Source organism: Acidobacteriota bacterium, from assembly GCA_022340665.1.
Classification (GTDB): domain Bacteria; phylum Acidobacteriota; class Thermoanaerobaculia; order Thermoanaerobaculales; family Sulfomarinibacteraceae; genus Sulfomarinibacter.
In genome coordinates this window covers 1-11455 of sequence record JAJDNM010000052.1, presented here as the reverse complement: position 1 = coordinate 11455, position 11455 = coordinate 1, and the positions used below count along the sequence as shown (strand labels likewise).

Genomic DNA, 11455 nt, shown 5'->3' with positions numbered 1-11455 from the left:
TACTCGCCCGATCAGGTCGTGACAACTCTCGAAAACAAGATGAAATGCGGCATCGGCCACTGCGGTCGGTGCTACGTCGGGCCATTCTCGGTCTGCCGGGATGGCCCGGTGGTGACCTGGGCCGAGTTGAACGAGCTGCCGAAGGATTACTGATGATGATCGGAGTGTCATGGTCATGAGTGCCAGAATCAGGCCCGATTGGGACATCAGAGACGCCATCCTCGACATGGGCGGCACGGACGCCTACAAGTGCTACCAGTGCGGCAAGTGCATGGCGGTCTGTCCGTGGACCCAGGTCGAGGCGGTCACCTTTCCGGTCTACCGGACACCACAATCGGTCAAGTTTGGCGCCATCATGTCGTCGGAAGATACCGAGGAGATCGAGCGCGAGGTCACGGAGGTGTATCGATGTGTGGCCTGCGAGTCGTGCAGTACCTGGTGTCCGCATGGTGTGCGCATGCCCGACATCATGCGCGGGATTCGCCGCATCCTCGTCGAGTTCGGTTCCTACCCGTCCGAGCTGTCAGAGTCGGTTTCGAGGATCCACAGCTCGGGCAATCCGTTCGGCGAACCGAGGGAACAGCGCGGGGCGTGGGCCGAGGGACTCGACGTGCCGGCCTTCGAGGAGGGCATGGACTACCTCTACTCGCCGTGCTGTGTGCCGTCCTACGACCCGCGTGCAGTCAAGGTGGCGAAAGCCTCGGTCAAGGTCCTGCAAGCGGCGAACGTATCATTCGGGATACTCGGTCAGGGCGAAGCTTGCTGCGGAGAGGCGATTCGCCGCGCGGGTGCCGAGGAGGTTTTCCAGGAGGTGGCCGGCGCTAACGTCGCAAGCTTCAGCGAGGCCGGCGTGACGAAGGTGGTGGCGTCCTCGCCTCACTGCCATCGCACCTTCGATCAGGAGTACGGCGAGCTCGAGGCGGAATTCGAAAGCCTGCACCTGACCCAGCTCTTCGCCAAGCTCATCGAGCAACAGCGGCTGGTGCCAAATACCGCACTTGACAAGAAAGTCGTGTATCACGATCCGTGTGCCCTCGGCCGCGGATGCGGTGTCTACGACGAACCTCGGGACGTTCTCAAGAGCATCCCCGGACTCGTGTTGGTCGAGATACCCAACTACTCGCGGGAGTACAGCCTGTGCTGCGGCGGTGGCAGCGGTGGTATCTGGATGGAGCGGCCGAAAGGCGAGCGCCTCTCCGACATCCGTGTCCAACAGGCGGCAGCGACCGGGGCTGAAATCCTGGCGGTGGCCTGCCCCTATTGCCTGCAGATGTTCGAGGACTCGGTCAAGACTATGGATCTCGACCTCGAAGTCCGAGACATCGCAGAGCTGGTGGCCGAGGCTCTGTAGTCTGGGTGCATTCTGGATGTGTCGATCGAGAGAACGAGCCTTCGATTCCTATCCTGAGTCTCGATTCCTGGCAAATTTCGGGTCGAAGCCGCATCTTGTTCACTAGGACAATCAACGAAGCTCACGGCTGCGGTGTCTCCTGGCTCGCTCCGGCGTGGCCGTGGCGAGAGAGGGAGGGGACAATGGCGGCGACTACTGCGACACCGCAACCGGTGGCTGAAATCGAAAAGAACCTGACGCTCAAGGATGGACGACAGGTAACGGTGCGGCACCTGCACCCGAGCGATGTCGAACGCTCGTACGAGTTCTTCTGCTCACTTCCTGAGGAAGATCGAAAGTACCTTCGAGTTGACGTCACCCGCCGCAGAATGGTGGAACGGCGCACCACCGAGATCGACCGGAGCCGAGCCGAGCGCCTGGTCGTGGTGCACGACGATGAGATCGTGGCCGACGGAGCACTCGAGCTGGAGGGGCACGGCTGGGGTGACAATGTCGCCGAGATCCGGCTCATCGTTGCCCGGAATTGGCAGCGGTACGGACTGGGGACTCTGCTCGCACGAGAGCTCTTTCATCTCGCGTCCCGCAGCCGAGTCGACCGGATCATCGCGCGACTCATGCGTCCGCAGACGGGCGCGCACCGCATTCTGAGGCGTCTCGGATTCAGCGAGGAGTTCTTGGTCCCCGAGCACGTTCGCGATCAGGACGGCAACTGGCAGGACCTGATCATCATGCGCTGTCCGCTTGAGGACCTGTGGCGAGAGATGGAGTCGGAGTTCGAGACCCTTGACTGGCGCCGGCACAGATAGGAATATTGGCGCGGTCGCGGCTCAGTCGCCGTTCTCAGGATCGGCCTTTTCGCCGAAGAAGTTGACGCTCTCGTAGCGTTCAGCGTGGTCGCCGTATTGGTTGATCCCCTCGGGTGACCTCAAAAAGGTCGCTTGCTCACCGAAGACCCTCGAAAAACTGACGCGGACCGGCGATGACTCTTCGCCCTCGGTCAGGATGTCGACCAGATTCTCGTCGAGGCTGGAGGTGAGATCCGAACGGCACATCGGGCAGCGGAAGGTGTAAACCTTGCCGTTCTCGAAGACCATCGAGCGCGAATGGACGACCGAGTAGTCGCCGAGCTTGGCGCTCAGCAGCACGAGCTCGCGATCCTGCCCGTTCTCGACCAGGAAGATGACTTTGGTGCCGGGGTTGAGCATCCGGCGGCAATGGGGGCAGAAATACGACCGGCCCATTGGACCCTCCGTGAGGCGATCTCGGTGTTCGGCGCAATCGCCTATCCGGTAATGATACTCCTTTTTGCCGAGCTGTCGATGGTTCAAACGTTTGAACGTCAGAACGTTACGCTGCCGCCCACCGCCCCCGATACTGGATGCTCGATACTAGATCCTCGATCCACCGACCCCCATCTTGACGAATGATCGAACACCGTCTTCGATATGGCGCATCCAGCATCCAGCATCCCCAGCATCAAGTCTCCAGTATCGAGTATCCGGGACCGAGAATCGGGACGAAACAGTGGATAATGCTCACGTGACTACCAAGGACCACCTCCTCGCCATCGACTATGGCACTCAGAGCGTCCGTGCACTGCTCTTCGACCCGCGCGGCAATCTGGTCGCGAGACGACGTGTCGAGGTCGAGCCCTACTTCTCAGATCGACCTGGGTGGGCCGAGCAGGATCCTTCCTCGATGTGGCGCTGGATGTGCGAAGCCTGTCAGGGGCTGTGGGACGAGAGTCCGGTAGGAGGAGACGCCGTAGCGGGCGTCGCGCTGACGGCCTTGCGCGCAACAATGGTCAACGTTGATGCTGACGGCGAACCGCTGCGGCCGGCCATCGTCTGGCTCGACCAGCGGAGAACCGAGGGACTGCCGCCGATCGGCGGCGCGTGGGGGGTGGCCTTTCGTGCGGTGCGGATGCGCGAGACCGTTGCTCACTTCCAGGCCGAAGCCGAGGTCAATTGGTTGCGTCGTCATCAGCGTGAGATCTGGGACCGGACGCACAAATACCTCTTCATGTCCGGCTTCCTCGCCCACCGTCTTTGCGGACGGTACGTAGATTCCGTTGGCTGCCAGGTCGGCTACGTGCCGTTTGACTACAAGAAATTGCGGTGGGCCGGCCCGCGCGACTGGAAGTGGCGGGCTGTGCCGGTACAGAAAGAGCTGTTGCCTGAACTCGTGCCCCCGGGCGAGCAGATGGGAGAAATCACGCGCGAGGCGGCCGAGGAGACTGGAATCCCGCAAGGCACACCCCTCATCGCCGGTGCCGCCGACAAGGCCTGCGAGGCACTCGGTGCGGGCTGCCTCGAGCCCGACGTAGCCTGCCTGAGCTACGGAACCAGCGCGACCATCAACACCACCCACCGCAAGTACGTCGAACCGGTGCCGATGCTGCCGCCGTTCCCGGCGGCAGTGCCGCACGCCTTCAACCTCGAGGTGCAGATATACCGCGGCTTCTGGATGGTTTCGTGGTTCAAGCAGGAGTTCGGTCTGCGAGAGATGAGGATCGCAGAGAAACGTGGGATCGAGCCCGAGGATCTCTTCGATGAGCTCGTCGAGGCAGTGCCGCCCGGATCGATGGGCCTGGTGCTTCAGCCCTACTGGTCACCCGGGGTCAAGATACCAGGGCCCGAGGCAAAGGGAGCGGTGATCGGTTTCGGCGATGTCCATACCCGCGCCCACCTCTACCGAGCCATCATCGAAGGCCTGGCTTACGCCCTTCGCGAGGGCGGTGAACGCGGCCAGAAACGCAGCGGTGTGCCGTTGACGGAGATTCGCGTCGCCGGTGGCGGCTCGCAATCGGATGCCGCCATGCAGATCACCGCCGACGTCTTCGGCATGCCAGTATCTCGACCGCACGTTTCAGATGCTTCCGGCCTCGGTGCCGCGATCGACGCCGCCGTGGGCACGGGGATCCACCCTGACTTCCAGTCCGCCGTATCCGAAATGACGCACATCGGCGAGACCTTCGATCCGGATCCGAAGAACCGTGCGATCTACGATGGCCTCTACCACGAGGTCTATTTGAAGATGTACAAACGCCTGCAGCCGATGTATCAGAAGATCCGCTCGATCACCGGCTATCCGCCCTGACCCGTGCCCGAAGAACGGCGGGGAAATTTCCGACCTAGTAGGGGGCGGGGTTGATCCCCGACTGGACGCGGTTTCCACTGCCCGTCGGTTTTCTCTGTTGAAAGGGCGGAATACGCGCTCACATTCCTCCTCACCGTTCCCAAGACTGTTTCGGGCCGGGAACGATCCTGAACAGAGGATGGGCCTCGGGCAGATTGAGAGATTTGAACTCGTGGTGAAGTGAGGGGGCCCGTGCGGCGAGCTTCGACAACAGGTGTTGCCACTCGAAAAAAAGCTGCCCCTCCGTCTCTTCGACGGTCATGTCGCTAGGTTCGGCTCTGACCTTAGATGCATCGAAGCGGTACCCGCGAACACGTGATTCCTCGTGAATCGATGACAGGTACGCTGCAATAATCGCCGGTGAATCCGGATGAGCCCGAAATCGCTCGACCTGCGGATGGTGGCGGTAGCCGTGCGTTTCGCCGAGCAAGACTTTCTGCGCCAGAAGTCCCTCCCTCCAGACGGCGACGAGGCCCTTTGGATCCAAATACTTGGGGTGAATGGTCCACAAACGCATGTTCGAGCCTTTCGGGCTGGCAATCAGCTTTTAGCAGACAACGGGAAAACCGGCGAGGACTCGGATCCGGTGGAAAGGTATCATCACTTCGTGCAGGCAACCGCAGTCGCGCATCCGAACATTGCCCTGGTGAAGTACTGGGGCAAGGCAGAGGTCGAGCGGAACATCCCGGCGACGGGATCGCTGTCGATCACGCTCGACGGATTGACGACCACGACCTCGGTCCTTTTCGACGCCGCGTTGTCTCGTGACGAGTTCGTGCTCGGCGGCCGGGAAGCCCCGGGTATGGCGGAGCGCGTTTCGCGGTGCCTCGATCTCGTGCGGGAGCGTGCCGACAACGAAACCTATGCGCGGGTCGAGAGCCGGAACGACTTCCCGACCGCTGCCGGCCTCGCCTCCTCCGCATCGGGCTTTGCGGCGTTGGTCGTGGCTGCGGATGCTGCCCTGGACGCGGGCATTGAAACCCCCGAGCTCACCGATCTCGCGCGACGAGCCTCGGGTTCCGCCGCGAGGTCGCTCTTCGGCGGATTTGTCGAGCTGCGGCTGACCCCGGATGGGGCCTTTCCTACCGAGACGGAGCAGATCCTCGATCCGTCTGCGTGGCCCCTCGGGGTGGTGGTCGCGGTCACCGATCCGGGGCCGAAAGAGACCGGCTCGACCGAGGGCATGGTGCGCTCCGAACGGACCTCTCCGTTCTATGCCGCTTGGGTGGAGTCGTCGAAGATCGACCTCGCAACAGCGAGGAATGCAGTCTCGAACCGGGACTTCAGTGGGCTGGCCGAGGTCAGCGAATCGAGCTGTCTCAAGATGCACGCGGTGATGCTGTCAGCTCGACCGGGATTGGTCTATTGGAACGGAACGACCGTCGAGTGCATGCGCAGGATTCGCGATCTTCGAGCGCACGGAGTGCCGGTCTTCTTCACGATTGACGCCGGTCCGCAGGTCAAGGCGGTGTGCGAACCAGGAGCGATCGATCAGGTGACTCACGAGCTGGCCGCGATCGAGGGTGTGCGCGAGGTGATCGAAAGTGGGCTTGGAGAGGGTGCGAGGGTGATCAACGGCTGATGCGACAAATCGAGGTTTCGACGCCTGGGAAGCTCGTCCTCTTCGGGGAATATGCCGTTCTCTTCGGCGCGCCGGCGGTGGTCGCGGCGATGGACCGTCGGGCGGTCGTCTCTCTCGATCCGTCTTCAGGCGACGGATGGGAGATGTCTGCCCCGGGCCTGGCGAGGCAGCCGTCTCGGTTCGAGATCGCTCCCGGCGGCGCAATTCGCTGGCTCGACGCGGCACAGGGCAGCGGCGAATTCCATCTGGTGGAGAAACTCATCAGTGGGATCGCGAGCTCGCGCCTGGTCGATCTGAGGGGTCTGGGTTCAGCCGCGATGATCCTCGATACGAAATCCTTTTTCGAAGGGGACGAGCCGCAGAGGTCCAAGCTCGGCCTGGGCTCGAGCGCCGCGCTGACGGTGGCTCTGGCGACAGCCCTCCGTCTCTGGTCAAGCGATGAGCCTCTCATTGGTGAAGCCGATCAGCTCCAGGCGCTGGTGGACCTCCACCGCCGGGTTCAGGGTGGCGCCGGATCCGGCATCGATGTGGCGGCGAGTCTCCTGGGTGGGGTGATCCGATACCGGCTCGCCGTCGATGGATCGGTGGCGGACGCATCTCCCGTCGATCTGCCCGGAGATTTGCGCATGGTCTTCGTATGGACGGGACGCTCCGCCAGCACGGGCGATTTTCTCAACCGGCTCCGAGTCCGTCGCGAGGAGGCGCCGAGCGTTCTCAATCCAGTGCTCGAATACCTTGGCTCCGTGTCATCAGCGGGAGCCTCGGCATTTGTCACCGGGGATCCCGAGGCCTTCCTCGACTCCGTGGATGACTTCTGGGAGGCTCTCGAAAAGCTCGGTGTAGCGATCGACATGCCGATACTCTCGCACGAGCACCGAGTGCTGCGCGAGGCCGCGATCGACTGTGGCGTCCGCTACAAGCCGAGTGGTGCGGGTGGGGGGGACTTCGGAATCGGTTTTACGAGCGATCGGTCGAAGGCGGTGGATTTCGTTCACCGGGTAGCGAACGAGGGATTTCGGACCCCCGACATCGGAGTTGATCCGTTGGGCGTAACATCTTCGAGATGAAGCCTGGCGGAGACCAGGACTTTGCTCACGAGGCACGACCGTGTACCCTTGCTCTGAAGCTCATCGCTGGAATCGAGGAGGGTTCATGCGGGTCGAGAAACCCAACAGGGTCAGTCACAGCTACACCCAACATCTGAATGCCCCGCCACCTGTGGTATTCGACTTGCTGTGTCCCGTGCGCGAGACCGAATGGGTCAACGACTGGAGACCGAAGCTCGTGCTGTCGGATTCGGGTGTCGCTGAGCCGGGCTGCGTCTTCGTCACCCCGGGCATTCCAGAGGACGCCCTCTGGCTGATGACCGAGTACGATCGTGAAACTTTCAATCTCGAGATCGTCAAGGTGATCCCGGCCGTCGTGATCGGCCAGATCACGATAGCGCTCCATCCGGATGGCGACGACGCCTGCACAGCCGACATCACCTACGCCTATACCTCGATCTCGGACCACGGCGATCGGGCTTTGGAGGAGTTCACCGACGAACATTTCAACAGCTTCATGGAGGTTTGGGAAAAGGAACTCAATCACTTCCTGAAGACGGGTACAAAGCTCGAGATCACCGAGTGAATCTGACCGTTCTGCCGGGCGAGTTCTCGGTGTGGCGCCTCGACTCCGACGCGCCGCTCCCGGAGGTCGAGGCGCGGAGCCTGCTGTCTGTGACTCGAACCGAACAAGAGCTCTCAATCGTGTGTTCCGCGGCGGATGTGTTTCCGGGGGGCAAAGCGGAACATGGCTGGCGCTGTCTGCGGGTCGAGGGCCCCCTGGCGTTCGAGATGACGGGTGTCCTGGCCTCGCTGAGTGCACCGCTGGCTGAAGCCGGGATCCCGATCTTTGTGGTGTCCACCTACGATACCGACTATTTTTTCGTGAAGGCGAAGGATCTCGATCGAGCCTGCTCGACGCTCAGCGCGGAAGATCACTCTGTGCACGTTGAAACGTTAGAACGTTAAACGTTGAAACGTTCTATTGTCCGATTGGGGAAAGCAACAGCAAACCGATCAACAGCAACGCCGCGCTGACCAGGCGCCGGAATGTAGTCTCCTCGATCTGCAGGTGGATCCTGTTGCCGATCACCGCTCCGACGATCACCGCTGGCAGCACCGCTAGCGCCGACCACAGCCTTTCGACGGTGACCAGACCAAACCCAACGTACGAGGGGACCCTTACTGTAGTCATCAGCAGGAAGATCGCCATCAGGTTGCCGCGAAAGGCTGCCTTGTCGACTCCGGAAAGCTGATAGTAGAGGATCAGAGGTGGCCCCCCGGTGCCGAAGAGTCCCGTGAGCACGCCCGAGACCACGCCCGTCGGCGCTGCGGCCCAGCGCGGTACCATGTCTCGCTGTGGCGTTCGGAGGACGATGAATACCGATCCGACGACAACCAGGAAAATGCCGAGCAGGGTGAGCAAAAACCGCGGATCACCCCGCTCGAGCCACCAGGTGCCTACGGGAACGCCGATCGCGACGCCGATGAAGATCACCAGAACTGCACGCCACGAAATCCGCTGCCAGGATGAGCGAACAACGTACAGCTCGGCCGGAAGATTGACCAGCAGGAGGAGCACCACGGCGTCCTTCAACTGGGGGAGCAGGAGCGCCAGGGAGCCGACTGCGATCAGACCGGCGCCGAAGCCGAGGAGCACGTAGACCATCTCGGCGGCGGCCAGAACCAGGCACACTGCGAGGAACTGGGGGAGCGATTCGAAGATCGTTTCGATGCCGAACATCGCGGGAGAGTGTACCCTTTTTGTCGCCAAAGGCAGGAGGGAGGTGGATGGCGAAGCCTGATTTCAACGCGGTCATCAAGCAGCGGATCGAGGTCGCACCCGGATTGATGGTGATCAGGGTCGCCCCCGACGGGTGGCAGCTTCCCGACTTCAATCCCGGCCAGTTTGCCGTCCTCGGCCTGCCGCCCGAGGCGGCACGCTGCGAGCTCGCCGATCCCGACGATGAAGAACACAAGCCGGGGAGATTCATTCGTCGCGCCTACTCGATCGCCTCATCGTCGGTGGCCCGCGAGTACCTCGAGCTCTACATCACGTTGGTGCGCTCGGGCGCACTGACACCACGACTCTTCGCCCTGCAGCCGGGAGATCGCCTTTTTTTGGGGCCCAAAATCACCGGCCGATTCACCCTCGACGAAGCACCGGACGACGCTGACTTGATCCTGGTCGCGACCGGCACCGGACTCGCACCGTACATGAGCATGCTCCGGACCATGCTTCCGGAGGGCCGTGAGCGCCGAATCGCCGTCTTGCTTGGTGCACGACACTCGTGGGACCTGGGCTACCAATCGGAGCTCGTCGTGATGGACAGGGAAAATCCGTCTTTTACCTACAGGGCGATCATCAGTCGGCCGGCCGAGGAGCCGGTGCCCTGGGGGGGTCCGGCGGGATACGTCCAGGACCTGTGGCTGGGGGATGACCTCGAGGAAGCCTGGGGCGACCGTCCGACGCCGGAATCCTCCCGGGTCTTCCTGTGCGGCAACCCGGCGATGATCGACGACATGGTGGCGGTTCTCGCCGGCGAGGGCTTCATGGAGCACAGCCGCAAGAATCCCGGGCACGTGTTCGTCGAGCGGTATTGGTAGAACGTTCAAACGTTGAACGTTCAAACGTTCAACGCTGGGTCAAGCCATTTCGACGAGCACGGCGACCGTTTTTTCAATGCCTTCTGCCGCCTCGGAAATACTCTGCGCCAGCATGTAGGCCGGAGACGTTATCAACTTCCGATCTTCGTCCACCACGAACTCGGTGACCGGGCACTCGATGTGGGCCGCCCCCATCTGGCCCAGTGCCCCCGCCGTGTCGGCGTCGGTACCGATGGTCAGCTTCGGTCCCTCGTCTCCCAGGACCTTGGCCAACAGCGCCGGTGCGATGCAGACTGCGGCGACCGGCTTGCCCTGCTGGTGGACGGCGCGCACCAGGTCCGCCACGCCGGGATCGACCTCGCAGTCGGGGCCGTTGATGGCGAAGTTGCAGAGGTTCTTGGCTGCGCCGAAGCCGCCGGGCAGGATGAGGCCGTCGAGCTCGTCGGCGGCAACCTCGCTGACGTCACGGATGGCTCCGCGGGCGATGCGCGCGGACTCGACCAGCACGTTGCGGCTCGCACCCTCCTCGACCTCGCCGGTGAGGTGGTTGACGACGTGCAGCTGCTCGGTATTTGGCGCGCACATCACGGCCTCCGCCCCCGCACGGTCGATCGCCAACAGCGTTACCACCGACTCGTGAATCTCGGCACCGTCGTAGACGCCGCATCCGGAGAGAATGACACCGATTTTCTTGGTCATTGGAGAGCCTCCTTTACTCGATTCCGCCCGCCATTGTAGCGCTCCCAAAAAGGCTCTGCGGCCGGACGGCTCGACGGCTTTACGGCAACAAGATTATGGGAAGTCCCTGGGAGTGTGACATCTCGGGCCGTTTTGCCGTGGGTGGCTGGATGGGGGAACCCGTTTGGCCGACGTGCCTTCATCGGTTAGGCGATTCGAATCGGAAGCGTGACAGGGGTCGGGTATGTTGTGAGCCAAAGGGAGCGCCGATGATCGAATTCTATACGTGGTGGACGCCCAACGGATTCGAAATACGGATCATGCTCGAGGAAACCGGGCTCGAGTACGAGCTCCACCCCGTCAACCTGGGTGAGGGTGAGCAGAAGAAGCCCGAATACCTCGCCATCAACCCCAACGGCAAGGTCCCGGCGATTGTCGACCGGAACGGACCGGACGGCACGGAGCTGCGGATCTTCGAATCAGCGGCGATTCTGCTCTACCTCGGTGAGAAGAGCGGCCAGCTCCTGCCGCAGAATCCGGTCGACCGGTGGCAGGTCATCCCGTGGCTGATGTTTCAGGCGAGTGCGGTCGGTCCCTCTCTCGGTCAGACCGGCTATTTCCTCAACCGTGCGCCGGAGCCCGTGCCGCACGCGGTCGAGAGATTCGTCACCGAGGCCGAGCGGATCTTCGGCGTGTTGGATCGCCAGCTCGAGGAGGCCGAGTTTCTCGCCGGAGAGTACTCGATCGCCGACATCGCGTGCTTCCCGTGGATCCGGTACCACCAACGATTCGGGCTCGACATCGAGGACTACCCGAACGTTCGCCGCTGGCTCGATGTCATTGCCGCGCGCCCCGCCGTGCAGCGCGGGTTGTCGACGTCCTGACTGGACCGGCTCGAATTACCCTGGTCTCTTTGGGATGATCATTCCCGGTGGGCTCTCCGGACCGTGGGCGTACTGCCAGTCACTCCAATTCGCGCCGTCGCGTTCCATGAACATGAAGGAAAACCTGACCGTCTGATCCTCTTCTGAATTCGGAAAGTACTCGGGGACC

General features: G+C 62.3%; 14 protein-coding genes. 10 read left to right on the top strand and 4 right to left on the bottom strand.

The genetic code is table 11. The annotated features are described in order from the left end of the window. The 3 genes from LJE93_07090 to LJE93_07080 form a co-directional block, all read left to right on the top strand. On the top strand, positions 1-153 hold a 153-nt coding region (locus tag LJE93_07090; protein MCG6948659.1), incomplete at its 5' end, for a heterodisulfide reductase subunit F. Between the two features lie 22 nt (positions 154-175). Beyond that, positions 176-1351, top strand: coding sequence for a (Fe-S)-binding protein (locus LJE93_07085; GenBank protein MCG6948658.1), 1176 nt, complete (start codon positions 176-178; stop codon positions 1349-1351). Between the two features lie 182 nt (positions 1352-1533). Beyond that, positions 1534-2157, top strand: coding sequence for a GNAT family N-acetyltransferase (locus tag LJE93_07080; protein MCG6948657.1), 624 nt, complete (start codon positions 1534-1536; stop codon positions 2155-2157). 21 nt (positions 2158-2178) lie between these two features. On the opposite strand, the gene LJE93_07075 is transcribed toward LJE93_07080, so the two are convergent. Beyond that, positions 2179-2592 carry a hypothetical protein gene (locus tag LJE93_07075; GenBank protein MCG6948656.1) on the bottom strand — a complete coding sequence of 138 codons (414 nt, stop codon included), beginning with the start codon at positions 2590-2592 and terminating at the stop codon, positions 2179-2181. A 298-nt stretch (positions 2593-2890) separates the two neighbouring features. Between LJE93_07075 and LJE93_07070 the strand changes: the two genes are divergently transcribed. Then, the gene (locus LJE93_07070) at positions 2891-4450 is read left to right on the top strand and encodes an FGGY-family carbohydrate kinase (protein MCG6948655.1); all 1560 of its coding nucleotides are present in this window, start codon (positions 2891-2893) and stop codon (positions 4448-4450) included. A gap of 130 nt (positions 4451-4580) precedes the next feature. On the opposite strand, the gene LJE93_07065 is transcribed toward LJE93_07070, so the two are convergent. Next, entirely contained in the window at positions 4581-5006 is a 426-nt protein-coding gene (locus tag LJE93_07065; protein ID MCG6948654.1) for a pyrimidine dimer DNA glycosylase/endonuclease V, read from the bottom strand. A gap of 90 nt (positions 5007-5096) precedes the next feature. Here LJE93_07065 and mvaD point away from each other — a divergent pair, with 90 nt between their 5' ends. The 4 genes from mvaD (at position 5097) to LJE93_07045 (ending at position 8086) form a co-directional block, all read left to right on the top strand. Further along, positions 5097-6071, top strand: coding sequence for a diphosphomevalonate decarboxylase (gene mvaD, locus LJE93_07060; GenBank protein MCG6948653.1), 975 nt, complete (start codon positions 5097-5099; stop codon positions 6069-6071). Further along, the gene (locus LJE93_07055; protein ID MCG6948652.1) at positions 6071-7138 is read left to right on the top strand and encodes a hypothetical protein; all 1068 of its coding nucleotides are present in this window, start codon (positions 6071-6073) and stop codon (positions 7136-7138) included. Before mvaD ends, LJE93_07055 begins: the two co-directional genes overlap by 1 nt. Before the next feature lie 85 nt (positions 7139-7223). Then, positions 7224-7703: a hypothetical protein gene (locus tag LJE93_07050; GenBank protein ID MCG6948651.1), complete on the top strand. Its 480-nt coding sequence runs from the start codon at positions 7224-7226 to the stop codon at positions 7701-7703. Further along, complete coding sequence (locus LJE93_07045) at positions 7700-8086, top strand: ACT domain-containing protein (protein MCG6948650.1); 387 nt, start codon at positions 7700-7702, stop codon at positions 8084-8086. The genes LJE93_07050 and LJE93_07045 overlap by 4 nt, the downstream gene beginning before the upstream one ends. 13 nt (positions 8087-8099) lie before the next feature. On the opposite strand, the gene LJE93_07040 is transcribed toward LJE93_07045, so the two are convergent. Next, entirely contained in the window at positions 8100-8861 is a 762-nt protein-coding gene (locus tag LJE93_07040) for a sulfite exporter TauE/SafE family protein (GenBank protein ID MCG6948649.1), read from the bottom strand. Positions 8862-8908: 47 nt separating this feature from the next. Between LJE93_07040 and LJE93_07035 the strand changes: the two genes are divergently transcribed. Next, positions 8909-9724 (top strand): ferredoxin--NADP reductase, encoded by an 816-nt coding sequence (locus LJE93_07035; GenBank protein MCG6948648.1) that lies wholly within the window; start codon positions 8909-8911, stop codon positions 9722-9724. A 39-nt stretch (positions 9725-9763) separates the two neighbouring features. On the opposite strand, the gene elbB is transcribed toward LJE93_07035, so the two are convergent. Continuing rightward, positions 9764-10423, bottom strand: a complete 660-nt coding sequence (elbB, locus tag LJE93_07030; GenBank protein ID MCG6948647.1) for an isoprenoid biosynthesis glyoxalase ElbB — start codon at positions 10421-10423, stop codon at positions 9764-9766. Positions 10424-10671: 248 nt separating this feature from the next. Between elbB and LJE93_07025 the strand changes: the two genes are divergently transcribed. Further along, positions 10672-11286 carry a glutathione S-transferase N-terminal domain-containing protein gene (locus tag LJE93_07025; GenBank protein MCG6948646.1) on the top strand — a complete coding sequence of 205 codons (615 nt, stop codon included), beginning with the start codon at positions 10672-10674 and terminating at the stop codon, positions 11284-11286. Positions 11287-11455 lie beyond the last annotated feature (169 nt).

Excerpts from the sequence above, each read along its gene's own strand:
- LJE93_07055 (MCG6948652.1), top strand. The coding sequence starts at position 6,071 with ATGCGACAAATCGAGGTTTCGACGCCTGGGAAGCTCGTCCTCTTCGGG.
- LJE93_07050 (MCG6948651.1), top strand. The coding sequence starts at position 7,224 with ATGCGGGTCGAGAAACCCAACAGGGTCAGTCACAGCTACACCCAACAT.
- LJE93_07075 (MCG6948656.1), bottom strand. The coding sequence starts at position 2,592 with ATGGGCCGGTCGTATTTCTGCCCCCATTGCCGCCGGATGCTCAACCCC.
- LJE93_07025 (MCG6948646.1), top strand. The coding sequence starts at position 10,672 with ATGATCGAATTCTATACGTGGTGGACGCCCAACGGATTCGAAATACGG.
- LJE93_07065 (MCG6948654.1), bottom strand. The coding sequence starts at position 5,006 with ATGCGTTTGTGGACCATTCACCCCAAGTATTTGGATCCAAAGGGCCTC.
- LJE93_07035 (MCG6948648.1), top strand. The coding sequence starts at position 8,909 with ATGGCGAAGCCTGATTTCAACGCGGTCATCAAGCAGCGGATCGAGGTC.
- elbB (MCG6948647.1), bottom strand. The coding sequence starts at position 10,423 with ATGACCAAGAAAATCGGTGTCATTCTCTCCGGATGCGGCGTCTACGAC.
- LJE93_07040 (MCG6948649.1), bottom strand. The coding sequence starts at position 8,861 with ATGTTCGGCATCGAAACGATCTTCGAATCGCTCCCCCAGTTCCTCGCA.
- LJE93_07080 (MCG6948657.1), top strand. The coding sequence starts at position 1,534 with ATGGCGGCGACTACTGCGACACCGCAACCGGTGGCTGAAATCGAAAAG.
- LJE93_07085 (MCG6948658.1), top strand. The coding sequence starts at position 176 with ATGAGTGCCAGAATCAGGCCCGATTGGGACATCAGAGACGCCATCCTC.